General features: G+C 55.8%; 22 protein-coding genes. 19 read left to right on the forward strand and 3 right to left on the reverse strand.

Annotated features, from left to right (window positions below; all coding sequences use genetic code 11):
* The first annotated feature begins 43 nt into the window (after window positions 1-43).
* From ubiT to ACR0NA_RS18760, 4 genes are read left to right on the forward strand one after another with little or no spacing between them, the layout of a single operon-like run.
* Window positions 44-616, forward strand: a complete 573-nt coding sequence (ubiT, locus tag ACR0NA_RS18745) for a ubiquinone anaerobic biosynthesis accessory factor UbiT (RefSeq protein WP_480731572.1) — start codon at window positions 44-46, stop codon at window positions 614-616.
* Window positions 616-1,593, forward strand: coding sequence for a ubiquinone anaerobic biosynthesis protein UbiU (gene ubiU, locus ACR0NA_RS18750; RefSeq protein ID WP_480731761.1), 978 nt, complete (start codon window positions 616-618; stop codon window positions 1,591-1,593). The genes ubiT and ubiU overlap by 1 nt, the downstream gene beginning before the upstream one ends.
* A 4-nt stretch (window positions 1,594-1,597) precedes the next feature.
* The gene (ubiV, locus tag ACR0NA_RS18755) at window positions 1,598-2,503 is read left to right on the forward strand and encodes a ubiquinone anaerobic biosynthesis protein UbiV (RefSeq protein ID WP_480731574.1); all 906 of its coding nucleotides are present in this window, start codon (window positions 1,598-1,600) and stop codon (window positions 2,501-2,503) included.
* 18 nt (window positions 2,504-2,521) lie between these two features.
* Window positions 2,522-3,733, forward strand: coding sequence for an NnrS family protein (locus ACR0NA_RS18760; RefSeq protein WP_480731576.1), 1,212 nt, complete (start codon window positions 2,522-2,524; stop codon window positions 3,731-3,733).
* An 11-nt stretch (window positions 3,734-3,744) separates the two neighbouring features.
* Here the strand turns inward: ACR0NA_RS18760 and gntH are convergent, their stop codons facing one another.
* Window positions 3,745-4,914 carry a guanitoxin biosynthesis MBL fold metallo-hydrolase GntH gene (gene gntH, locus ACR0NA_RS18765; RefSeq protein WP_480731578.1) on the reverse strand — a complete coding sequence of 390 codons (1,170 nt, stop codon included), beginning with the start codon at window positions 4,912-4,914 and terminating at the stop codon, window positions 3,745-3,747.
* A gap of 298 nt (window positions 4,915-5,212) precedes the next feature.
* Complete coding sequence (locus tag ACR0NA_RS18770) at window positions 5,213-6,517, reverse strand: HupE/UreJ family protein (RefSeq protein ID WP_480731580.1); 1,305 nt, start codon at window positions 6,515-6,517, stop codon at window positions 5,213-5,215.
* Between the two features lie 134 nt (window positions 6,518-6,651).
* Here ACR0NA_RS18770 and ACR0NA_RS18775 point away from each other — a divergent pair, with 134 nt between their 5' ends.
* The 10 genes from ACR0NA_RS18775 to ACR0NA_RS18820 all read left to right on the forward strand — a co-directional run bounded on the left by ACR0NA_RS18775 (window position 6,652) and on the right by ACR0NA_RS18820 (window position 16,351).
* The gene (locus tag ACR0NA_RS18775) at window positions 6,652-8,421 is read left to right on the forward strand and encodes a hypothetical protein (protein ID WP_480731582.1); all 1,770 of its coding nucleotides are present in this window, start codon (window positions 6,652-6,654) and stop codon (window positions 8,419-8,421) included.
* 121 nt (window positions 8,422-8,542) lie between these two features.
* Complete coding sequence (locus ACR0NA_RS18780; protein WP_480731585.1) at window positions 8,543-9,667, forward strand: ABC transporter permease; 1,125 nt, start codon at window positions 8,543-8,545, stop codon at window positions 9,665-9,667.
* Window position 9,668: 1 nt separating this feature from the next.
* Window positions 9,669-10,484, forward strand: coding sequence for an ABC transporter ATP-binding protein (locus tag ACR0NA_RS18785; protein ID WP_480731588.1), 816 nt, complete (start codon window positions 9,669-9,671; stop codon window positions 10,482-10,484).
* An 8-nt stretch (window positions 10,485-10,492) separates the two neighbouring features.
* On the forward strand, window positions 10,493-11,809 hold the full coding sequence (locus tag ACR0NA_RS18790) for an MlaD family protein (protein WP_480731590.1): 1,317 nt from the start codon (window positions 10,493-10,495) through the stop codon (window positions 11,807-11,809).
* Complete coding sequence (locus tag ACR0NA_RS18795; RefSeq protein WP_480731592.1) at window positions 11,806-12,468, forward strand: ABC-type transport auxiliary lipoprotein family protein; 663 nt, start codon at window positions 11,806-11,808, stop codon at window positions 12,466-12,468. The genes ACR0NA_RS18790 and ACR0NA_RS18795 overlap by 4 nt, the downstream gene beginning before the upstream one ends.
* An 83-nt stretch (window positions 12,469-12,551) precedes the next feature.
* Entirely contained in the window at window positions 12,552-13,721 is a 1,170-nt protein-coding gene (gene pobA / locus ACR0NA_RS18800) for a 4-hydroxybenzoate 3-monooxygenase (RefSeq protein WP_480731595.1), read from the forward strand.
* Window positions 13,722-13,751: 30 nt separating this feature from the next.
* Window positions 13,752-14,129 (forward strand): 4-carboxymuconolactone decarboxylase, encoded by a 378-nt coding sequence (pcaC, locus tag ACR0NA_RS18805; protein WP_480731597.1) that lies wholly within the window; start codon window positions 13,752-13,754, stop codon window positions 14,127-14,129.
* Entirely contained in the window at window positions 14,126-14,887 is a 762-nt protein-coding gene (gene pcaH / locus ACR0NA_RS18810) for a protocatechuate 3,4-dioxygenase subunit beta (protein ID WP_480731600.1), read from the forward strand. The genes pcaC and pcaH overlap by 4 nt, the downstream gene beginning before the upstream one ends.
* Window positions 14,887-15,507: a protocatechuate 3,4-dioxygenase subunit alpha gene (pcaG, locus tag ACR0NA_RS18815; RefSeq protein WP_480731603.1), complete on the forward strand. Its 621-nt coding sequence runs from the start codon at window positions 14,887-14,889 to the stop codon at window positions 15,505-15,507. The genes pcaH and pcaG overlap by 1 nt, the downstream gene beginning before the upstream one ends.
* Window positions 15,508-15,520: 13 nt before the next feature.
* Entirely contained in the window at window positions 15,521-16,351 is an 831-nt protein-coding gene (locus tag ACR0NA_RS18820) for a 3-oxoadipate:acetyl-CoA acetyltransferase (RefSeq protein ID WP_480731605.1), read from the forward strand.
* Window positions 16,352-16,398: 47 nt separating this feature from the next.
* Here ACR0NA_RS18820 and ACR0NA_RS18825 read toward each other — a convergent pair whose 3' ends face one another.
* Window positions 16,399-17,316, reverse strand: a complete 918-nt coding sequence (locus ACR0NA_RS18825) for a LysR family transcriptional regulator (protein WP_170652778.1) — start codon at window positions 17,314-17,316, stop codon at window positions 16,399-16,401.
* Between the two features lie 141 nt (window positions 17,317-17,457).
* Here ACR0NA_RS18825 and ugpB point away from each other — a divergent pair, with 141 nt between their 5' ends.
* The 5 genes from ugpB (at window position 17,458) to ACR0NA_RS18850 (ending at window position 22,560) form a co-directional block, all read left to right on the forward strand.
* The gene (gene ugpB / locus ACR0NA_RS18830) at window positions 17,458-18,759 is read left to right on the forward strand and encodes a sn-glycerol-3-phosphate ABC transporter substrate-binding protein UgpB (protein WP_480731608.1); all 1,302 of its coding nucleotides are present in this window, start codon (window positions 17,458-17,460) and stop codon (window positions 18,757-18,759) included.
* A 64-nt stretch (window positions 18,760-18,823) separates the two neighbouring features.
* Window positions 18,824-19,705: a sn-glycerol-3-phosphate ABC transporter permease UgpA gene (gene ugpA, locus ACR0NA_RS18835; protein ID WP_170652774.1), complete on the forward strand. Its 882-nt coding sequence runs from the start codon at window positions 18,824-18,826 to the stop codon at window positions 19,703-19,705.
* A complete protein-coding gene (gene ugpE / locus ACR0NA_RS18840; RefSeq protein WP_170652772.1) occupies window positions 19,705-20,556 on the forward strand; it encodes a sn-glycerol-3-phosphate ABC transporter permease UgpE in 852 nt (283 codons plus the stop codon). Before ugpA ends, ugpE begins: the two co-directional genes overlap by 1 nt.
* Before the next feature lie 10 nt (window positions 20,557-20,566).
* Window positions 20,567-21,622, forward strand: coding sequence for a sn-glycerol-3-phosphate import ATP-binding protein UgpC (locus ACR0NA_RS18845; protein ID WP_480731611.1), 1,056 nt, complete (start codon window positions 20,567-20,569; stop codon window positions 21,620-21,622).
* Window positions 21,622-22,560 (forward strand): glycerophosphodiester phosphodiesterase family protein, encoded by a 939-nt coding sequence (locus tag ACR0NA_RS18850; RefSeq protein WP_480731613.1) that lies wholly within the window; start codon window positions 21,622-21,624, stop codon window positions 22,558-22,560. The genes ACR0NA_RS18845 and ACR0NA_RS18850 overlap by 1 nt, the downstream gene beginning before the upstream one ends.
* Window positions 22,561-22,681 lie beyond the last annotated feature (121 nt).

The raw sequence follows: 22,681 nt of genomic DNA on the forward strand, positions 1-22,681 counted from the left end.
TCGCGTTTGGATTCACACTCCTAGAAAGACCACGCTGAACCTGTTGACCGCCAAGGCAGAAAAGGAACAACCCTTGGATCACTTCCCATCGGCGTTTCCAACGTGCCCCGCGCCGCTGCAACGCGCCTTGCGGGTAGCCCCGCTTGTGCCGCTTTCCATAACACTCACAAAGTTCTCCCGAGCCGTCGCGGTAAAACACCCTTCGTTGTTTCGACGTCTGGGCGAGCACGCGCATGCGCGGTTTATTCTGGATCCCACCGACCTGCCCTTTGTCATCAGTCTGGAACCGCAGGGTGGCCACCCAAGCGTTCGGGCGTTGCGCGGGCATGGGCAAGGCGATGCAAGGATCGCGGGGGCGTTGTCCGTGCTGCTGGGCCTGCTGCATGGCGCGGTTGACGGTGATGCGCTGTTTTTCTCTCGCGATCTGGTGATCGAAGGCGACACCGCCGCCGTACTTGCCCTGCGCAATGCGATCGACGACAGCGAGATTGATTTGTCCGATGAACTGGCGCGCATGTCTGGCCCGTTCTCTCCCGCTTTGCGGCAACTGGTCGGGTTGGCTGAACGCCGTGCCGGGCTGTGCCTGTCCCGGCCAGAGGAGGCGTTGGCGTGGTAATGGAGATAGTCTGCCCCGCGGGAACACCTGCGGCGTTGCGCGCTGCAGTCAAAGCCGGGGCTCATACCGTCTATTGTGGTTTTGCAGATGAAACCAACGCCCGCAACTTTCCCGGTCTGAACTTTGACCGGGCTGAAATGCGCGACGGCGTTGCATTTGCGCATGCGCATGGGGCCAAAGTTCTGGTGGCGATCAACACCTTTCCGCGAGCTGGTGCCGAACATATCTGGCATCAGGCAATCGGTGATGCTGCTGCTGCAGGGGCAGATGCCGTTATTCTGGCTGATCTGGGGCTGCTGGATTACGCCGCACGGACCCATCCGGCCCTAAGGCGCCATATGTCCGTACAGGCAGCAGCGGCAAATGCCGATATCATCAATTTCTGCGCCACAGAGTTTGGCATCCGACGAGTCGTGCTGCCGCGTGTCCTGTCCGTGCCCGAAATCGCTGCGATCAATGCCGAAACGGATGTTGAAACCGAAGTCTTTGTTTTTGGCGGCCTCTGCGTGATGGCCGAAGGGCGCTGTTCACTTTCTTCTTATGCGACAGGTAAATCACCAAACATGAACGGCGTATGTTCACCGGCCAGCCATGTGGAATACCGCGAAAGCGCCGGAAAACTGGATGCCCGGCTGAACGGCTTTACGATCCATCGTGTCGGGCAGGACGAGCCGGTTCCCTACCCGACCCTTTGCAAAGGCTGTTTCAGCGCCGGTGGCAAGACTGGACACCTGTTCGAGGACCCAGTGAGCCTGAATGCTGAACGGCTGATCCCGCAGTTGTCAAAGGCAGGTGTCACGGCACTCAAGATCGAGGGGCGGCAAAGATCCAAAGCTTATGTCGCGCAGGTCGTGCGCAATTTTCGCGCGGCCGTGGACGCGCTCGACAAGGGCCAGCCCGTGCCCGAGGGGTTGCTGGCGTCGCTGTCCGAAGGTCAGGCGACAACCACGGGCGCTTATCGAAAAACCTGGAGGTGACGGCATGGAACTGACCGCAGGCCCCGTTCAGTATTTCTGGAAAGCCGACCAATGGGCAGGATTTTACGACGATCTTGCCACAGCCCCCGTCGATCGCGTGGTTCTGGGCGAATTGGTGTGTTCAAAACGCCTGCCTTTTTTTCAGGACCGTATTCCCGGCGCGATTTCGACCCTGCTGTCGGCCGGGAAACAGGTTGCCCTGACCAGCCTTGCGCTAATTACGTTGAAACGTGAGCGCAAGATTACTGCGGAACTGTCCGAAATGGGGGCGGAGATCGAGGTTAACGACCTGACGGCACTCGCCTATCTGCCCGAAGGCACCGCCTTTTCGGTTGGCCCCTTGGTCAATGTTTATAATGAAAGCACTCTGCGTTGGCTTGCTGGGCGCGGCGCGACCCGTATCTGCCTGCCGCCAGAGCTTCCCCTTGCGTCGGTGTGTGTCCTAGCGCGTGCAGGGCAAGAACACGGTGTCGCAATCGAGGTTTGGGGACACGGGCGTGTGCCATTGGCTATCTCCGGGCGGTGCTATCACGCACGCAGGCACGGGCGGACCAAGGATAACTGCCAGTTTGCCTGCGAAGAGGACCCCGATGGCCTCGACGTCCGCACGATGGATGACCAGCCATTTCTTTCGATGAACGGGGTGCAAACCCTGTCAGACAGCTATGCCTGCGTCGATTATCAGATTGAAGCACTGTGCGATGCAGGGGTATCCGCACTGCGTTTGTCACCGCAATCCTCGGGGTTTGGAAGCCTCTGCGAGGTTTACCGTCAGCGTGTCAATGGGGCCGTGGGTCCTGGCGCAGTGTCCCAAGCTGTTCAGGATCAAACCCCCGGCGTCCGGCTGAGCAACGGTTTTCTATTAGGTACCAGCGGCGTTGAATGGTCTGACCGGTCTGCACCTGCGTAATTTGCTGCGGAAATAGCGATGCAATTCGCCTGTGGGTTCAGGTCTTTCTGGGCGATGCCCTACAGGCCGCTTTTTCCTGCGGCCTTTCTCTGCGCCGCCACTGTCGTCCTGATCTGGCCGTTGGGGGCGGAATTCGGCTGGAACGCCCCATCACTTGGCACACCGGCGCTGTGGCACGCACACGAACTGCTGTTCGGTTTTGGCGGGGCCGCCGTGGGTGGTTACATGCTGACTGCACTGCCCTCATGGACCGGAAGCCGCCCGCTACAGGGCAGGCCACTGCAGCTGCTTATGCTCATCTGGTGCCTGTCCCGATTGGTCTGTGCCAACGGTGGCCACCTGCCAATCTGGGCGGTTCTGTTGCCGGGCCTCGGCTACTTTCTGTTTCTCGCTGCAATTCTGGCACGGGCGATCATTTCAGCGAAAGAGGGTCGAAAGACCGGGTTTGTTGCCGTCGTTCTGGCGTTGGGTTTCTGTGATGCGCTGCTTCTTATTTCGTCTGTCAGCGGTGCATACGCTCAGGCCAGTCAGGTGGCCGGAACCACGATATTTATATTTTCGATGTTGATAGCGGTGATTGGCGCCAAGGCGATCCCGGCTTTTAGTCGCAACTGGATGCTGGCTGTGTATAACCAAAAGGGGGATGGCACACAGTCAACTCCGTGGGTTGCAGTATTTTGTATCGCCATAGGGACCGTTTCTTATCTCGTGAATGCGAGGATGCTCGGCGGAATGGCTATTTTGTTGGCCGCCGGCATTTTGGTTCGAAGGATGCAAACATGGCTCCAGTGGGAAATACTGTCGAACCCGCTTTTGACTGCGCTGAATGCTGCGTTTCTTTGGCTGCCATTCGGGTTGTCGCTGGTTGCAGTTGCCGTGATGGCCCCAAGTTCCTATTCGACCACAACTGCGCTGCACGCCATCACGGTTGGCGCGATGGGTTGTCTGATCATGGCGATCACCGCCCGCGCCGCAGCCAAGCGGGAAAAGGGTGTCCTGCAGGCCCGCCATGGCTTTGCGCTGTGCGCAACCTTGATCTGGCTGGCCTCGGTCTGTCGGCTGGCGGCGCCGTTACTCCCAGATCACTATAGCCCAGTAATTTCTGCCTCGGCCCTGATGTGGTGCCTGGGATGGCTTGCCTTCACTATCACATTCATACCCGCATTGATCGGACCGCCGAACCGGCCCGTATTAAGCGGGAACCGGGTCAACAATCTCAGCGACTATTGAGGCAGGTGCGATCACTGCATGCCGTGCTCTTTTTTGAATTCACTGACCAGATCCGTCAGCACGTCACTCACATCCCAGGCTCCTGCTTTCATCTCGTCACTCAGAGGATCCGTCAGACCGGTCGTATCGGGTTTTGGCGGAGGTTTCGCTCCGGGCACCGACCAGGCTTCTTCGGTGATGACCGCCATACGTTCTGAAATGGCGTCTTTGGTAATGTTCCAAACCATGTTGTCCGTGGCCAATGACAATGGCCCGTCATAGACCGTTCGAACCTGTTCGTAGATATCGAACCGCGTACCTTCTTCGTTGAAAAAGTGGTACCCGACAGCGTGGCGCGGCTTGATCTCGGCCATCACTTTACCAAAGGCGGCCGGAGCCGTGTGGACCTGAGTGCCCACGCCAAGGGCCTGTTCGGGCGACTGACCGTACCACTGGACCAGCTGATCCGGTGTCAGAAAGGTCTCATGAATCGCCAGATCCGCGTCCTTGGCATAGTCGATGTACCACTTGTTTGGATAGGTATCGCCGCCAATCACAATCTTCAGATCATTCCATTCCAGCGAAAAGCTGACCGGGCCGTCACCCGAATGAATCGCTGGCCATGACCGGATCACAACGCCGTTTTCGTCATACACGACCTCGTTTTCCCCACGAAAATCAAACTCGGTCACTTCAATTTTCCCGGGCTCTGGGCTGAGGGCAAAATTGCGCGTTTGCGCATCCCAGTTGTAAGCCTTCAAAAAATGTTCGACCGCGTATTTTGTACCCATGTCATCGGTTGCGCCGGATGGCCCCCAGATGCGCAACGGACCAGTGCGGCCTGCGGTCCAGCCACCCGCCCACAAAGTGGCGAGATCACCCCAGTGATCGGTGTGCAGGTGTGTGATGAACACCTTGTCCAGCATGTCATAGGGGATCATGTATGCTGCGACATTGGCCATCGACCCCGTGCCAATATCAAAAAAGAACTTATCGCCATTACCCAATTCGGCCAGAAAACAGGTCGCCGCCTGTTTGTGCCGCGCTGCCGGCATGCCAGTTCCACACGCAATGAGGCGAATTTCGTCATCCGCAAGCTCTTCGGTGCCGGGATAATAGATGTATCGATCAGGGGCAGTGCCATTCGGGTCTGAAACAGTTCCGCCAGCAGCGAATATTGCATGCGAAAGAATGAGTGACATGCTGAACGCCAGAAAACTAGCGCTCAAAATCTTCCCAACATTTCGGGTTTTTCCCTTTGCGGTCATCAAAACTCTCCCCTTTCTTGATGAAGCTTCGGACAGGGCACTAATTTTTCGGATGTCCCCTATTATTCTTATCTGTCAATAATTTTTGCATATTTTCTGACCGTTGTCTGCTGTGACCAATCAATAGGCACAGTGTTTGGAGTTGGAGTTAAGCACTCGCATCTAGCTGGTCTTTGCATGCGCAAACTCAAACGTGTTTTTCCCGATGATGAATGCTTGCGTGACGATCTGCTCACAGAAAATATGCGGCTCTTTCGACTACCCAAAACATTGCGATGATCGACGCACAGCCAGCAACAACTCCGCGCGACAACAACCAAACGCGCCCGGGAATTCTGCGCAACACGACAACGATCGGCCAGACAAGCACAACGATGGCAAGCTGGCCGATTTCAACGCCGACGTTGAACGCCAGAAGGCTTTGCCAGACATTCGGGGCATCAACTTTCAGGATCTGGTGCAGCATGAACGAAAATCCGAACCCGTGCAGCAATCCGATGCCGGAAGTCACCGCAAATGCACGCAGATTACCACCGGGTGCTGTGTCGTCCTTAGACACAGCCATCCAGGCCGCGTAAATGATCGACAGCGCAATCGCCAGCTCAACTGTCGGGATAAACCAGGCGCCACTGGGTGCTATGCCAAAAAAGCCAAGGATCAATGTAACCGTGTGGCCGATGGTAAATCCCGTTACCCTCTCCACAAGCGACCAAAGACCACTGGCGCCGATAATCATGCAAAGCACAAACAGAACGTGGTCTGGACCTTCAAGGATGTGGCGTATCCCCTCGACAACAAAGGTGGACACGGCAGCGGCAGACGACTGCATAATCTGAATGGGTTCGCCCATCAGTCCGGTGGCGCGGAAGGTCCTAGTGGTGTCCCCGCGATAGTCCAATATCAGGTTCGCTGTCTTTTCCTGTTCCGGCAGTCCCGGATCAAAAGAATGCGACATCGCATAAGATCGGATCGGCCCACCACCGTACCGCAGGTGAACGTCGACCACAGCATCCCCGACATATGTCTCTGGCGCGTCGGGGGGAAAAACCGCTTCGCTTTCGAATGCGGCCTTTGCTTCGTGCCGTGTCGCGAATCCGGGCTCTGTTCCAATTGGATGCACCCTTACGGCCACGACCTCCAGCTGCAACTCACCTTCGTCACTTTGCACCTGAATATCACTTGTCGCGATTCTGCCGAGACCCATGGGATCGGCAGCCAACGCCCGATGATCAACGATGTGCATAACGGTGCCATCTTCCAGCCGGTTGACGGTAAACGGAGCAGGTTCAGGTAAACCGTCATCCTGTACCGGGCCCAAAAGACCCGCCAAAAGGTAGGCCAAGGGAAGACGCAGGTACAGATCAGCCCCTTCATCGTTATGGACCACATGATGTATCCGCACATTCTGGTTGAGCTTGAAATGCGCCAGCGCAGCGGTGCCGCAAAGGCTTGCGAGCAATACCAGACAGGCAATCGCCCTTGCCAATTTGCGCGACTTGCCGGTGGTTGAGTTCGATTGACCAATAATTGTGATCATGTCTGAACCTCTGTGCGATCCGGAACAGAAAATCATGAAACCTTTTGATTTCACAGGCTCAATATGAAATTTTGAATATGAACAGCGAAGAGAATTCAACATTTCGTCGATGTTGGGCCGAAACAGCGCGTGTAATGGTAAAGTTATTCTGCTTTTTCTTTCTTCTGGCGGCTACCGCCGCACGGGCGGATTACATGCCGTTTGGCGGTGCAGAGGTTGCGCCGAACGTCGCAGAGTTTCACATTGATGAAAACGGCGTGCATCTTCGGCTGGAGGTCTATAACGGCGATATTCCAGAGTTCGCGGCGCTGATCCCGGATGATTGGCTTACAGACTCTGAACGTCAGGCCCCGGTTTTTCAGGATCGGATTAAGAAATTTGCGCAGAGCGGTCTGAGCCTGAAACGGGATGACGGGACACCGCTGCCTATTCAGGTAAAGACCGTTGAGCCGCGTATGCGGGTTGATCGCACTACCCCGTTGTCCGGTAAAGTCGATCCGTATTCGGGACGGCGGTTTCCGGAACCACCGGAAGATAAACGCGTTCTGTATGCCGATCTGCTTTATGATTTTGAGGGGTCAAAACCGGATGCGATAACGCTAACCCCGCCCATGGGCGGCAACGGAAAGCCCGATGTCTCGATCGGGATGGTTTTGTTCGATCGGGATGTGCCGGTCACAAGCTTTAAGTTTCTGTCAGGTCCAGCCCGGTTGAATATCAATTGGGACGATCCATGGTATTCGCAATTCGCCAACAGGAACCTCAGAAGACACCATGAATCTGCAGCAATGACGTTTCTTTATGTGGAACCGAGGGAAGTCCGGCATGAAAGTCTGATCAGAGTACGCGATCTGGCAGATTTTATTGGTGAAACATCTTATTACAGCCAAGACTTAAACCAAGACGACCAGCAAAAATTCAAAACCGCCGCAATCGACTTTCTGTCAAGTGACAACACGCTGACATTGGACGGGAAACAGGTATCGGCCCATTCCGGCCGTGCAGAGTTTCTGAAAATCACGACCAATGGTCTGGAGGTACTGGATAATCCGGAACTCGTTGATCCATCCACCACCATGCTCGGTGTCATACTGTCCTTTCCGGTTGATATCATTCCGCAAGAAGCGGTCATAACCTGGAACCTGTTCAATGATCGAATTTTGAAAGTTCCCGCGACGCTCACTGATCCTGCAGGTCCTTTTCTCAGCGGTGCGACCCCCGATGCACCTGAGATCAAATGGACCAATCATCTTTTGACATATGAAGAGCCGGTGATGTCCCACTTGACCACAAGCGGGGCAGATAGCATTCGCTTGCCTGTTCTGACTCTGGCCTTCGCGGTTGTGGCTTTAATCGTTCTGGTTTTTGCAATGCGAAAGAATGGAAGAACCAGACTGATTTTGTCAGGCCTTTCCATTGCGTGTCTGATGTTGGCCGGGTTGTTTTATGGGCGCGGCGAGCTGGCTTTTGCAAACCCACTTCAAAAAACACCGGATACCGAAACCGCGACAGCGATCTTTGCAACCATGCTGAACAACATAAACATTGCGGGCTATGAGGTTCTTGCGGACAGGAAGGCCGCGATGCTGGAGCCGGTGCTGGCCGAGCAAACAAAAAAAGAGGTTCTGGCCGAGATTGAACGCGGCCTGGCCATTCCTGTTGTCGGCGGTGGATACGCCAGGTCCGACGGGATTGACGATGTGACGCTCACCGAAATCCGACCACGCCAAAACGGGCCGGGCTTTTCGGCCGTCGCTACCTGGACCGCACGTGCAGGCGCGGGCCATTGGGGGCATAATCATCGCCGCAACGTCGCCTATCAGGCTGTGGTTGAGCTTGAAAACGCCGCGAGCGAATGGAAGCTCGCCGGTCTGACGATACTGTCCGCAAGGCAGCTCGAATAACAAATCCACATCCCCCGGTCACTGACCAGACTGTAACCTCTTGGCAAACATGCCCGGCAAAATCACCCCAACCAAAAGATTTCCATTGCAGTCGGGGGGTTATCGGCTACTCATTCCAAACATGACCCAGCCTTCGCTTTCTTCAGAACAAACGGCTGACGGATTGCTTGTTCGCGTTGCAGGTAGAATGCTGACTCAGTCGCTGAACGTGGTTGAACGTCCATTTGAAGATGTAACAGGCAGTAATTCCAAGGCTGTGCTTGACCTGTCCGGGGTCGAAGCGCTGGATACCGGTGGCGCGTGGCTGATCGCCAACCTGAAACGCCGGTTAGAGGCTGAAGGCTGCGATGCGCAGGTTACGGGGGCCAAGCCGGCCCATGCCGCGCTTATCGAAACCGTTTCCGAAAACATGCCCGACGAGACCGGTCCCGAAGCCCCACCACATGGCTTTGTTCCGTGGCTGGAACGGCTAGGTGAAAAAACCGCCGGTACGTTCAAGGATTCCATGTCAATTCTGGAATTTCTCGGCCTGACTCTGCATCGCCTTGTCCGATGTCTGCTGATGCCCTGGCGGCTGCGCAAGGCATCACTTGTCACGCATATGGACGAAACAGGTTTCAAGGCCATGCCCATCGTTATCCTGATGGGGTTTCTGATCGGTGTTGTGCTGGCATTTCAGGGCGCAACGCAGTTGAAACAATTTGGCGCAGAAATCTTTGTGGTCGAGCTGATTTCGATTTCGATCCTTCGCGAACTGGGCATCCTACTGACCGCCATCATTGTTGCTGGCCGATCCGGGTCGGCCTTTACCGCGTCCATCGGATCGATGAAGGTGCAGGAGGAGATCGATGCGATGCGCACGCTGGGTCTTGACCCGATTGAGGTTCTGGTCGTCCCGCGTGTTCTGGCATTGATCATCGTCCTGCCAATCCTGGGTTTTGTCGCTGACATCGCCGGCCTGTTTGGTGGCGCATTGATGAGCTGGATCGACTTGGGTGTCAGCCCGGGTATGTTCCTGACGCGCCTCAAGGAAAACACCGATGTCTGGCAACTTGCCGTTGGGTTGATCAAGGCCCCCTTCTTTGCATTGGTTATTGGCGTGATCGCCTGCTGGCAGGCCATGCAGGTCAAGGGGTCATCAGAGAGTGTCGGGCAGCGCACAACCGCTTCGGTCGTGCAGTCCATCTTTATGGTCATTGCCATCGACGCTCTGTTTTCGATCTTCTTTTCGGAAGTGGGGGTCTGACATGGACGGCTCAACCGTACAGCAGGCCACAAAAACCGGCGCACAGCGCGAGGCGGTCATCCGCGTCCGCAACCTGACCAATCGGTTCGGGCCTCAGGTTGTCCATGACAACCTTAACCTGGATGTCTGGCGGGGTGAGGTTCTGGGCGTTGTCGGCGGTTCCGGCACGGGCAAATCGGTGCTGCTCCGTACCATCGTGGGCCTCAACACGCCTGCATCGGGCAGCATCGAAGTTCTGGGTGTTGATGTTCTGAACGCACCCGAAGAAGAACGCCGCCGCATCGAAAGACGCTGGGGTGTGGCGTTTCAGGACGGGGCGCTGTTTTCGTCGCTGACGGTATTGCAAAACGTGATGGCCCCGCTGCGCGAGCATGTGAATATCAGCGAAAGCCTGATGCGTTCGCTTGGCGCGCTCAAGATCAGCCTTGTGGGCCTACCACAATTGAGTTGCGACAAGTTCCCTTCGGAATTGTCGGGCGGCATGCGCAAACGCGCCGCGCTGGCCCGTGCCTTGGCAATGGACCCCGAGATCGTCTTTCTGGATGAGCCGACCGCCGGCCTGGACCCAATCGGGGCGGCGGCATACGACGAACTGATTCAGGAACTGCAACAGGCGTTGGGGCTGACGGTATTCATGGTAACCCATGACCTCGACAGCCTTTATGCAATCTGTGACCGGATCGCCGTACTTGCCGAAAAACGTGTACTGGTGGAAGGTCCGATTGAAGAAATGGCCAAGGTCAATCATCCTTGGGTAAAGGAGTATTTCAACGGCCCCAGGGCGCGCGCAGCGCAAGATAAGGGGTATAACAGTTAGAGGCAGCCATGGAGACCCGAGCGAATTATCTTCTGATCGGTGCATTTACCCTGGCGGGTATTCTGGGCACCTTTGGCTTTTTCCTCTGGCTTGCCAAGTTCGAGGTCAACCGCCAATACGCCTATTATGACGTGTTGTTCGACAACGTGTCGGGTCTGGCAACAGCCGGCGGTGTCAGCTTTAACGGCCTGCCGGTGGGACAGGTCATCGCACTGAATCTGGACGAGGACGACCCCGCCAAGGTGCGCGTCCGGATTGAGGTGAATGCCGACATCCCGGTCAAAACCGACACAATTGCTCAACTGCAATCTCTGGGTGTCACTGGGGTCAGCTATGTTGAACTTTCGGGCGGATCGCCTACGGCAGAACGCTTGCCTGAAAACAGTGTCATCAAAAGCAAACGCAGCGCGATACAGTCGCTTTTCGAGGGCGCGCCAGAGCTTTTGAACAAGGCCATCGAACTGCTGGAAAACCTCAACACAGTCGTGGATGAGGAAAATCGACAAGCAGTCACCCGGATTTTGGACAACCTTGCCTCGGCCTCGGGGCGTCTGGATAAGACCCTGTCTGATTTCGAGTCACTTTCGGGCGATCTGGGCAGCGCGGCCCGCGATATCGGCGCCTTCACAAAACGGCTGGATGAGCTATCCGATACAGCCGAAACCACGCTCAAAACCGGGACAGACACTCTGAACAGCGTCAAAGATGCCAGCGATTCCGCGAAATCGGCGCTTGATACGGCCAAACAGACGCTTGAAACGGCGGAAACCATCATCAAAGACGATGTGAAGCCGTTTATCGAACGCGGCTCTGAACTGGCCGACCATCTTATTGTTCTCAGCGAACAGGGCAGTGTAACCCTTGGCACCATTACCGGAACGGTGGAAAACGCGAATGAAACTCTGGTTTCGATTACCTCTGCGATGGAAACCGCAAAGAGCGCACTTTCTTCCGCCGAACAGGCATTTGACTCGGCCAACAGGGTCCTGGACACAGATATCTCTGCCGTCGTGGCCGATATCCGCAATGCGGCCGAAAAGGTGGCGACGACCGCGTCGAAGGTTGCCGGCAGCCTCGACAAGGTTTCGGACAACATCCTGAGCGCCTCGAACTCTGCATCCGAGTTGCTGGGAACGGTCGATGAAATCGTGCAGGCGAACCAGCGTCAGGTCTCGGATTTTCTGCGCGTAGGGTTGCCTCAGTTCGTGCGCTTCATCGAAGAGGCCCAACGGCTGGTCGTCAATGTTGATCGTCTTGTGGACAGGGTGGAACGTGACCCCGCCCGCTTTCTGCTGGGAACCCAGGCTTCGGAGTTTCGTCAATGAACCGGCTTAATTTATTCTTCGCACTGGTCGTCGCAGCAATCCTTGGCGGTTGCGCGGGGTTAGGCACTTTGAAGCAGGCGGCCAAGCCCAACGATTTGTATACGCTGACACCCAAAAGCACCTTTTCATCTTCTCTTCCGCGTCTCGCACAACAGATCGTTGTCGAAGAGCCTACAGCCACTGCGGCTGTGAACACCGATCAGATCGCCATTCAACCGACCCCGTTGCAGGTACAATATCTGCCGCGCGCAAGGTGGGTGGACCGGGCACCCCTGTTCGTTCAGTCTCTGCTGGTCGAAAGCTTTGAAAATACCAGAAAAGTGGCTGCGGTCGGGCGCTCCACAGTCGGGCTGCGTGCAGATTACCTGGTCGTTCCGGATCTGCGCGAATTTCAGGGTCACGTGATCGGAGAAACCGAAAACTCGAAAACAGTTCAGATCAAGGTGCGATTGAACATAAAGATCATTGACGAATTCGAAGATAAAATCATCGCGTCCAGTTCGTTCGAGGAAAAAGTGGTATCGGTCAGCGATCAGACGCCGGATCTGGTCAAGGCGTTCGATGAAGCCTTGGGCGATGCCATGCGCGACTCGGTGGAATGGAGCATCCGCAAGATCAGTGCCCACGCCGCCAACAACCCGCGCCCATCCCTGAACTGAACGCACCGGTATCTGCGTAAACGGCGGTTACCAATTTACTTTTCTGCTCCTCCTCATAAGCTTGCAGTTGGGAGGAGAGTTGCATGAGGACACAGGTTGCCATTATCGGTGGCGGACCTTCGGGGTTGTTGCTGGGCCAGTTGCTGCACCGTCGTGGAATAGACACAGTGGTTCTGGAGCGCCGAACCCGAGATCATGTTCTAAGCCGTATTCGCGCTGGCATCCTTGAGGTAGGTTTCGTCAACCTGATGCGCGAAGCAGGCGTGGGCGAGCGCATGGACAAGGAAAGTTTCACCCATGACGGCGCGGTGATTTCTGATGGCGATGGCCAGTTCACGATCAACTTCAAGGAACACACTGGCAGTCACGTCGTAGTTTACGGCCAGACCGAGGTGACCCGAGATTTGTATGATGCCCGCGATGCCTCGGGCGCAAAGACCGTCTTTGAGGCCGAGCATGTGGAAATACATCAGGCCGATGGTGACGCGCCATTCGTTACCTATGAAAAGGACGGAACCGAACACCGGATCAACTGCGATTTTGTTGCCGGGTGCGACGGTTTTCATGGCATCAGCCGCCAAACCATACCCCTGACCGTAAGACGCGAATATGAAAAGGTTTATCCGTTTGGATGGCTTGGCATTCTGTCGGAAACACCTCCTGTCCATGACGAGCTGATCTATTCCTGCTCGGATCGGGGATTTGCGCTTTGTTCCATGCGCAATGCCAACCTCAGCCGGTATTACATTCAATGCTCACTGTCAGACAGCCCCGAGGACTGGACTGACAAGGCGTTCTGGTCCGAACTGAAACGCCGCATTCCTGCCGATGCCGCCGACCACCTAGTCACAGGACCCTCGATCGAAAAATCAATCGCTCCGCTCAGGTCATTCGTGACAGAGCCGATGCGTTGGGGGCGGCTTTTCCTGTGTGGGGATGCCGCGCATATTGTTCCGCCGACCGGTGCCAAAGGCTTGAACACGGCCGCGAGTGATATCCACTATTTGTATCATGCTCTGACCGGGTATTTTGAAAGCGGCGACACCGAAGGGATCGATACCTACTCGCAAAAAGCTCTGGCGCGCGTATGGAAGACTGAACGTTTCAGCTGGTGGATGACAAACCTGCTTCACCGTTTTCCGCACCAGACGGAATTCGATCTGCGGATTCAGCGCGCCGAACTGGATTTCCTGCGCACCAACCGCGAAGCGCAATCGGTACTTGCACAAAATTACGTAGGGCTGCCTTATTGATCAAAGCGGCGACGCATCAGAGGGGTCAGTATGTCCGAAAAATTTGAACGCGGGATGCAAATCAGACGCGGTGTTCTTGGCGAGGCGCATGTCGATCGGGCCGAGGCAACCAAAACTGACTTTGACGAGCCGTTTCAGACCCTGATCACCGAAGGCGCCTGGGGGACGGTCTGGGCGTCCGAAGGCATCACCCTGCGCGAACGGTCGATGCTGACCCTTGCTTTGCTGGCCGCACTTGGGAATTTCGAAGAGATTCCGATGCATATACGCGCCACCGCCAATACCGGTGCAACAAAGCAGGATGTGCTGGAAGTCTTCCAGCACGTCGCGATCTATGCCGGTGTGCCACGTGCGAACCATGCCCTGAAGCTGGCCAGACAAACCTATGCCGAAATGGAGGGGGAATGACCCAAGATTACTCTGGAAAAGGCGCGCCCAAGCCAAAGCCCGGCGAATTTTACCAACGTGACCGCGATTGGCACCCTCCTGCCCTAACACCGGACTACAAGACCTCGGTCGCGCGTTCCCCACGACTTGCGCTTATCAGCATCGAAAATACCCTGAGCGAAATTACTGGACCTGCCTTTGGGCACAGTGACATTAATCCCGGCGACAACGATCTGCTGACGAACTATGCCGGACCGGATGAAAGTCCGATTGGAGAACGCATAATCCTGCATGGCCGCGTACTGGATGAGAATGCGCGTCCGGTTCCCAATACGCTGGTGGAAATCTGGCAAGCCAATGCGGGTGGGAGGTATCGTCACAAGAACGATACCTACTTCGCCCCGATTGATCCGAATTTCGGCGGGTGTGGGCGCACCCTGACTGACGAAAACGGATATTACTATTTCCGAACAGTCAAACCCGGAGCATATCCGTGGCGCAACCGGATCAATGACTGGCGACCTGCCCATATTCACGTTTCGATCTTTGGCACGGCTTTTGCGCAACGCCTCATCACACAATGTTATTTCGAGGGTGACCCGCTGATCCCCAGATGCCCGATCGTCAGAACGATCCCTGACCCCGAGGCTGTGAACCAACTGGTTGCGATGCTGGACATGAACGCAGCGATCCCGCTGGATGCGCTGGCCTATAAATTCGACATTGTTTTGCGCGGGCGGCGCTCGACCCTGTTTGAAAACCGGTTGGAGGGAAACTGATGGCACAAAATCTCCGATACCTTCGGGAGACTCCATCGCAAACAGCCGGGCCGTATGTCCACATTGGCCTAGCGCCGGGTGCTGCCGGATTTGACATCTACAGACGCGAACTTGGCTGGGACATAGCCGGACCCAACGCAAAGGGCGAGAGAATCCGGGTTGAGGGTTTGGTGATCGATGGCACGGGCAGCCCCGTCAGGGACGTCATGCTTGAGGTCTGGCAGGCAAACGCTGCCGGTGTCTATGCCCATCCCGAACAGCCCGGTCAGGTCGAGGACGGGTTTCGGGGATGGGGCCGTGTGATCACCGATTTCGAAACAGGCGAATGGGGTTTTGACACGATCAAGCCCGGCGCGGTTCCGGGGCGATCCGGCAAAGTGATGGCGCCGCATATCAACCTTTGGATTGTGGCACGCGGGATCAACGTCGGCCTGAACACGCGCCTGTACTTCAGTGACGAAGCTGGCGCAAACGGTGCCGACCCGGTGCTGAACACCATTGAATGGAAAAACCGCCAAACAACCCTGATTGCAGATCGGCAGGAACGCGATGGACAGACCGTCTATCGCTTTGACATCCGCCTTCAGGGCGAAGATGAAACCGTCTTTTTTGACATCTGAACCGGAGGGGAACATGTCCAAACCCTGCATCATCTGTGTCGCGATCACCGGATCGGTTCCGACCAAAGAGAACAATCCTGCAGTTCCCATATCCGTGGATGAGCAGATTGAAAGCACACACGAAGCCTTTGAAGCCGGTGCCTCAATCGCCCATTGCCACGTACGCAACGAAGATCAGACACCAACCAGCGACCCCGAGCGGTTTGCCCGGCTCAAGGAAGGGTTACAAAAACACTGCCCCGGTATGGTCATCCAGTTCTCGACAGGTGGCCGATCCGGTGCTGGCGCGGCCCGTGGGGGTATGTTGCCGCTGAGCCCGGACATGGCTTCTCTGTCCGTGGGGTCAAACAATTTCCCCACGCGCGTTTATGAAAACCCGCCCGATCTGATTGACTGGCTGGCGGGCGAAATGCGCACCTATGAAGTAACACCAGAAATTGAGGCATTTGATCTGTCCCATATCCTGCAGGCCATACGCCTGCATGGTCAGGGGGTGCTGTACGGCAAGCTTTATGTCCAGTTTGTTATGGGCGTCAAAAATGCCATGCCTGCTGACCGCGAGGTGTTTGATTTCTACGTGAACACCATGCAGACTCGGGCACCGGAGGCCGAATGGTGCGCAGCCGGGATCGGAGCCAATCAGCTGGCAGTGAACGAATGGGCGATTGCCGCAGGCGGGCACACCAGAACCGGATTGGAAGACAATGTTCGTCTGGACAAATCATCGCTTGCCCCATCTAACGCGGCTCTGGTCAAACGTGCCGTTGAACTCTGCGAGAAATACGAGCGCCCCGTCGCCACATGGCAACAGGCCCGGAACATTCTGGAATTGCGCCCGGCGTAGGAATCCCCAGAACGGATTGTCTCAACGTTCCTGACGCGTGGTACGGATCAAATCGAAGGCTGACGCGTCGGGTCGGCAAGAAAGGGCTGCAATCCCTGCAAGAACGCATCGATGAAGTCCAGCGCCAGCAGCGACCTGCTGCCGGCGGCAGGTTGCAAAATGGACAGGCGATGGTGGATGTCGGGCCGAAACGGGACGATGGCGACGTTCTGATCCCGAAAAGCCTCGGCATCCAGGGCGCTGACGATCGACGCCCCCTGCCCCTGATTGATGATAATGCACGCGGTTGAAAATTGGCGCACTTCGATCCAGCTGTTCATTTCCACACCATATTCGGCGAATGCGTTTGACAGCTTTCTATAAAACGGACTGTCACGCCGGGTGTGGATCAGTTTGTGATCACGAAGATCGGATGGTGATACCGAATCTCGATGGGCCAGCGGATCGTCTTTGTGCAAAACACAGACGGTTCGGATCGGTACATTGATGTTTTCAACTGCGGGATGCGTTGCAAATTCATCGGTAATTCCGCAATCGTATTGCTGCCCGATGATCCATTCCAGAATACGCTCTGGCCTGTCCGGCTCAAGCGTAAGGCGGACACTTGGCCGATGCCTCAGGAATCCCGCCAGTAGCTCGGGCAAAAGTGTATTGGCAAAACCCGGCAAGCAGGCAATCCGCAGGTGTCCCGCAGTGCGCTCTGTCAGGTCCCGGGTGAGTTCCTCGAGGTGGTTCAGATTCTCGAAAACGCGGCCAACTTCGGACAACAAATATCGTGCTTCGCTGGTCGGAACCAACATGCCATCCTTGCGGACAAAAAGGTCCACCGCCACCGATTTTGAGAAATCCGACAAAAGCCGACTGGCGGCGGGTTGAGAAATTCCAAGTATTTTTGCGGCACGAGTCACAGAACCCGTATGCGCAATGGCCTGAAACGCTTCGAGTTGCCTGAGTTTAAATTTCAATGGGTTACGGTCCCTTGGAGAGATTTTTGCTACCGGTGATATAATGTTGTGTTATGAAATTTGTCAAAAAACTTTTGCTTGAATTATTCTCTCAGCCTGACGCAAAAAGGTTCGAGAGCTAACTTCAGGGAGAAGAGACTCATGACAATCAAGTCCTCACTCAGCGCCTTTGCACTGGTCGCAGCAACCGGCGGCATGGCTTTTGCTGAAACCGAAATTCAATGGTGGCACGCGATGGGCGGCACCAATGGTGAGCGCGTCAACAAGATCGCCGAGGACTTCAACGCCTCGCAAAGCGACTACAAGGTGGTTCCTGTGTACAAGGGGAACTACACCGAAACCATGACCGCCGCGATTGCCGCGTTCCGTGCGCAGGAACACCCCCAGATCGTTCAGGTGTTCGAGGTCGGCACCGCAACGATGATGGCGGCGCAAGGCGCGATCTATCCGGTTGAACAGCTGATGTCCGATACGGGCGAACCTTTTGACGGCGACGCTTTCCTTCCGGCGGTGGTCTCGTACTACGAGACACCTGAGGGCGAGTTGCTGTCGATGCCGTTCAACAGCTCGACCCCGGTTCTGTGGTACAACAAGGATGCTCTGGACGCGGCAGGCGCAGCGGTTCCCACCACTTGGGCCGAAGTTAAGGAAGCGGCGCAAAAGCTGGTCGACAATGGCATGAAGTGCGGCTTTTCCTTTGGCTGGCAGTCCTGGGTGATGATCGAGAATTTCTCGGCCTGGCACAATCTGCCGACCGGCACCCTTGAAAACGGGTTTGGCGGGTTCGATACCGAATTCACCTTCAACAACGACAAAGTCGCCGCGCGTCTGGATGACGTGGCCTCGATGTCCGATGGTAATCTGTTCGTCTACGGCGGTCGCCGCGGTGACAGCCTTCCGATGTTCACAAACGGTGAATGCGGCATGTGGATGAACTCGTCTGCCTACTACGGTTCGATTTCTTCGCAGGCCGAGTTTGAATTCGGCCAGACCATGCTGCCGCTGGACACAGCCGTGGCAGATGCGCCGCAGAACTCGATCATCGGCGGTGCAACTCTATGGGTCCTTGGGGGTCATGACGATGAAGAATACAAAGGGACCGCAAAGTTCCTGACCTACCTGTCATCGCCCGAAGTTCAGGCATGGTGGCATCAGGAAACCGGTTACGTGCCGATCACCACAGCGGCCTATGACCTGTCGAAGGAACAGGGTTTCTATGACAAGAACCCCGGCACCGACATCGCCATCCAGCAGCTGAGCCTGAATGCCCCGACCGCCAACAGCCGTGGTCTGCGTTATGGCAACTTCGTGCAGGTTCGTGACGTCATCAACGAAGAAATGGAGGCAGTTTGGGCTGGTGAAAAGTCGGCGCAGGAAGCGCTTGATAACGCGGTCGAGCGTGGCAACGATCTGCTGCGCCGCTTCGAACGCACCACCAACTAATCCATAATCAGGGATCATGCCGTTCCTTCGGGGGCGGCATGATCCAGTTCGGTCAGGGCCACTCATGCTCAAGAGAGTACACTTCCCTTCCGCGCCGCTGCCATACCTTCTGGTTGCGCCGCAGATTGCCATCACGCTGATATTCTTTATCTGGCCCGCAAGTCAGGCGATGTATCAGTCCTTTCTGATTCAAGATGCGTTCGGCCTTGGCACCGAATTTGTCTGGTTCGAGAATTTCGAAATTCTCTGGTCGGATGAACTGTATCTGGCCAGTTTCAAAAGAACGGCCGTGTTCTCGATCCTCGTGGCTGCGCTTTCGATGGGGTTTGCGCTTGTTCTGGCGGGTTTCGCGCAAAGGGTAATTCGCGGCGCCATGTTCTATCGGACGCTGCTGATCTGGCCTTACGCGGTTGCCCCTGTTCTGGCCGGGGCGTTGTGGGTGTTCATGTTCAACCCCACGCTGGGCATTTTCCCGTATTTTCTGGAATTCGCAGGCATAACCTGGAACCACTACCTGAACGGAAATCAGGCAATGGCGCTTGTGATCCTTGCCGCCGCATGGAAGCAGGTTGCCTATAACTTCCTGTTTTATCTGGCTGCCATGCAATCCATCCCCAACTCGGTTATCGAGGCCGCCGCCATCGACGGCGCGGGACCTGGTCGCCGTTTCTGGACAATCATCTTTCCGCTGATCTCGCCTACCACGTTCTTTTTGCTGGTCATCAACATGGTTTACGCCTTTTTCGAAACCTTCGGCATCATTCACGCGGTGACGCAAGGCGGGCCGGGAACAGCGACGACGATCCTTGTCTACAAGGTGTTCAATGACGGGTTTGTTGGTCTGGACCTCGGCGGTTCGGCCGCGCAATCGGTGATCCTGATGGCGCTGGTCATTGCGATGACGGTGATCCAGTTCCGCTTTGTCGAAAGAAAGGTGGAATACTGATGGTTGAAAATCGCCCGCTTGCCACGTTCCTCACGCATGTGGCCCTGATCATTGGCGTCTTTGCAATCGCGCTTCCTGTCTGGATCACCTTCGTTGCATCCACCCATGATGAATTGCGTATGACACAGGCGCCATTGCCACTCTGGCCCGGCACGCATTTCTGGGAAAACATGAACCAGACACTGTTCGGCAAGGGGCTGAGCGGCACTGAACAGGCACCTGTCTGGCTGATGTTGTTGAACAGCCTTGCCATGGCGATGATGATCTCCGTCGGAAAGATCGTGATCTCATTGCTATCGGCCTTTGCCATCGTCTACTTCAAGTTTCCCTTCCGCATGACGTTCTTCTGGCTGATTTTCATTACGCTCATGTTGCCGGTCGAAGTTCGGATTTTGCCCACCTTCGAGGTGGTGGCAAACCTTGGAATGCTAAACAGCTATTGGGGGCTTTCCATCCCGCTAATCGCGTCGGCCACTGCGACTTTCATGTTCCGTCAGGTGTTTTTGACCGTACCGGATGAGTTGCTGGAAAGCGCGCGGATCGACGGAGCGGGTCCCATGCGGTTCTTCTGGGACATCCTGATCCCGATGTCGCGCACGAACATCGCGGCATTGTTCGTGATCCTTTTCATCTTTGGGTGGAACCAGTACCTCTGGCCGCTGCTGATCACGACCGACACGTCAATGACGACGATCGTCATGTCGATCAAACAGATGCTGGAGGCCGCCGAACAGAGCCCCCAATGGAACATCATCATGATGACCGCCCTTCTGGCGATGATCCCCCCGGTATTTGTGGTCATCGCAATGCAAAAGCTCTTTGTTCAGGGCTTGACGGAAACCGACAAGTAGGACGCCCTAAATGGCAACAATAGAACTAAAAGACCTGGTGAAATCCTACGGCCCGACCGAAGTTTTGCACCACATCGAAGGCGACATCAAAGACGGCGAATTCGTCGTGATCGTCGGGCCTTCGGGATGCGGCAAGTCCACATTGCTGAGGATGATTGCCGGGCTCGAAACCGTAACTTCGGGTGAAATCCGAATTGGTGAACGGCGGGTCAACGAACTGGAGCCATCGGCGCGCGACATTGCGATGGTTTTTCAGAACTATGCGCTCTACCCCCACATGAGCGTGCGGGAGAACATGGCTTATGGCCTGAAAATCCGGAAGCTTTCGAAAGACGAGATCAACCGTCGGGTCGAAGAAGCGGCCGATACGCTTGAAATTCGTCAGTATCTTGATCGCAAACCCCGGCAACTGTCCGGTGGTCAGCGTCAGCGTGTTGCCATGGGGCGGGCCATTGTTCGCGACCCGCAGGTTTTCCTGTTTGATGAACCGCTGTCCAATCTGGATGCAAAGCTGCGGGTTCAGATGCGTCTGGAAATTCGCAAGCTTCAGCAACGCCTCGGCGTCACCTCGATCTACGTCACGCATGATCAGGTCGAGGCGATGACGCTGGGTGATCGGCTGATGGTCCTTAATGGCGGATATGTCGAGCAATTTGGCACACCGATCGAGCTGTATGACCGACCAGCCTCGGTTTTTGTGGCGGGTTTCATCGGTAGCCCTGCGATGAATTTCTTTCCGGCTCAGCTGCAGGATGGCAATGGGCTGTTGCCCGGAGGCGCCAAAGTGCACGCGGGTTCGGTTCCTGATGGTACCGCAACACTTGGCATTCGGCCCGAGCATCTGTCGGCTGATCCGGATGGCCCAATTTCTGTTCGCGTGGAAATGCTGGAACAACTGGGCGCCAACACGCTGATCCATGGACGCCTTGAAGGAACGGATCATGCAATCGTGGCAAGCGTTACCGGCCATGCGAATGACGGTGTTGGCAGTCTTCGCCGCTTCAGCGTCGAGCCTGCGCTGATCCATCTGTTCGACCCGGAAACCGGCAAACGTCTGGAGAAATAATGAAATTTCCACAGATAGCAGCATTTTCCGGAGCGCCCTCGGTTATCCGGCTTGTCGGCCATCGCGGTGCGCGCGGTATCATGCCGGAAAATACGATCGAGGGTTTTGCGTTTGCACTCAAAACCGGCGTGGAGCTGCTTGAACTGGATGTTACGAACTCGGGCGATGGGGTTCCTGTCGTAACGCACAATCATCGGCTTACCGGTTCAGTGGTTCGGAACAGCAACGGCGAATGGCTGAGCGAGCCCGAACCAAAGGTTTCCTCCCTGTCATATGTCGAATTGTTGCAGCATGACGTGGGCGGTCTGGATGGCCACAGCGAATATGGCCAGAGGTTTCCCGATCAGGCGTTCCTGAGCGATATCCGCATTCCCCGGCTTGCCGAAGTGCTGGAGCTTTTGCGACAGCCCGAACACCAAAACGCGCACCTTTTGCTGGAAATAAAATCCGACCCGGACTTTCTGCATGATGTTTCCGCCCGTGAAAATCTGGTCCGGTCGGTGGTCGAAGTTGTTAGGCAGGCCCATGTGCAAGAGCGCACGGTGCTGCACAGTTTTGATTGGGGGTTACTGACGTTGTGTCAACGTTTTGCCCCGGAAATTCCGGTTTCGTTTTTGACCCAGCAACCGGAAAACGCAGCGGATAAGGGAGAGGATTCCTCGCAGGAGGTTAATCCGATCAAAGGAATGTCCGTCATGGACCTGCCCGAAATGATTGCAAAAGCATCCGGTCAGTTCTGGTGCCCCTACTATCTTGATATCACATCGCAGTCCCTGGCCCGCGCGCGGGAATTGGGGTTGAAGGTTGTCGTTTGGACGGTCAACGAACACCGGGACATCGAGAATATGATTGAATTGGGCGTTGATGCGATCTGTTCTGATTACCCGGGACGCGTCCAACGCCAGTTGCTTCGCCGTGGGTTACACTGGCAGGGTTGATTGCTCTGGTCGTAACTCTGGGCCACATCTGCATTTTTTCCAAAACTGTTCCCAAAATGGGTAATGACGCGTAGTGTGTCGGTACTTGCGACACTGGCCAATAGTGCAGGCAAGGCGTCGC

The sequence above is a fragment of the Ruegeria sp. C11 genome (genome assembly GCF_056537725.1).

Excerpts from the sequence above, each read along its gene's own strand:
- ACR0NA_RS18770 (WP_480731580.1), bottom strand. The coding sequence starts at position 6,517 with ATGATCACAATTATTGGTCAATCGAACTCAACCACCGGCAAGTCGCGC.
- ACR0NA_RS18790 (WP_480731590.1), top strand. The coding sequence starts at position 10,493 with ATGGAGACCCGAGCGAATTATCTTCTGATCGGTGCATTTACCCTGGCG.
- ugpB (WP_480731608.1), top strand. The coding sequence starts at position 17,458 with ATGACAATCAAGTCCTCACTCAGCGCCTTTGCACTGGTCGCAGCAACC.
- ACR0NA_RS18850 (WP_480731613.1), top strand. The coding sequence starts at position 21,622 with ATGAAATTTCCACAGATAGCAGCATTTTCCGGAGCGCCCTCGGTTATC.
- ubiU (WP_480731761.1), top strand. The coding sequence starts at position 616 with ATGGAGATAGTCTGCCCCGCGGGAACACCTGCGGCGTTGCGCGCTGCA.
- ubiV (WP_480731574.1), top strand. The coding sequence starts at position 1,598 with ATGGAACTGACCGCAGGCCCCGTTCAGTATTTCTGGAAAGCCGACCAA.
- pcaH (WP_480731600.1), top strand. The coding sequence starts at position 14,126 with ATGACCCAAGATTACTCTGGAAAAGGCGCGCCCAAGCCAAAGCCCGGC.
- ACR0NA_RS18760 (WP_480731576.1), top strand. The coding sequence starts at position 2,522 with ATGCAATTCGCCTGTGGGTTCAGGTCTTTCTGGGCGATGCCCTACAGG.
- ACR0NA_RS18795 (WP_480731592.1), top strand. The coding sequence starts at position 11,806 with ATGAACCGGCTTAATTTATTCTTCGCACTGGTCGTCGCAGCAATCCTT.
- ACR0NA_RS18775 (WP_480731582.1), top strand. The coding sequence starts at position 6,652 with ATGGTAAAGTTATTCTGCTTTTTCTTTCTTCTGGCGGCTACCGCCGCA.
- pobA (WP_480731595.1), top strand. The coding sequence starts at position 12,552 with ATGAGGACACAGGTTGCCATTATCGGTGGCGGACCTTCGGGGTTGTTG.
- ugpE (WP_170652772.1), top strand. The coding sequence starts at position 19,705 with ATGGTTGAAAATCGCCCGCTTGCCACGTTCCTCACGCATGTGGCCCTG.
- ACR0NA_RS18820 (WP_480731605.1), top strand. The coding sequence starts at position 15,521 with ATGTCCAAACCCTGCATCATCTGTGTCGCGATCACCGGATCGGTTCCG.
- pcaC (WP_480731597.1), top strand. The coding sequence starts at position 13,752 with ATGTCCGAAAAATTTGAACGCGGGATGCAAATCAGACGCGGTGTTCTT.
- ACR0NA_RS18780 (WP_480731585.1), top strand. The coding sequence starts at position 8,543 with ATGACCCAGCCTTCGCTTTCTTCAGAACAAACGGCTGACGGATTGCTT.
- ACR0NA_RS18785 (WP_480731588.1), top strand. The coding sequence starts at position 9,669 with ATGGACGGCTCAACCGTACAGCAGGCCACAAAAACCGGCGCACAGCGC.
- pcaG (WP_480731603.1), top strand. The coding sequence starts at position 14,887 with ATGGCACAAAATCTCCGATACCTTCGGGAGACTCCATCGCAAACAGCC.
- ACR0NA_RS18845 (WP_480731611.1), top strand. The coding sequence starts at position 20,567 with ATGGCAACAATAGAACTAAAAGACCTGGTGAAATCCTACGGCCCGACC.
- gntH (WP_480731578.1), bottom strand. The coding sequence starts at position 4,914 with ATGTCACTCATTCTTTCGCATGCAATATTCGCTGCTGGCGGAACTGTT.
- ugpA (WP_170652774.1), top strand. The coding sequence starts at position 18,824 with ATGCTCAAGAGAGTACACTTCCCTTCCGCGCCGCTGCCATACCTTCTG.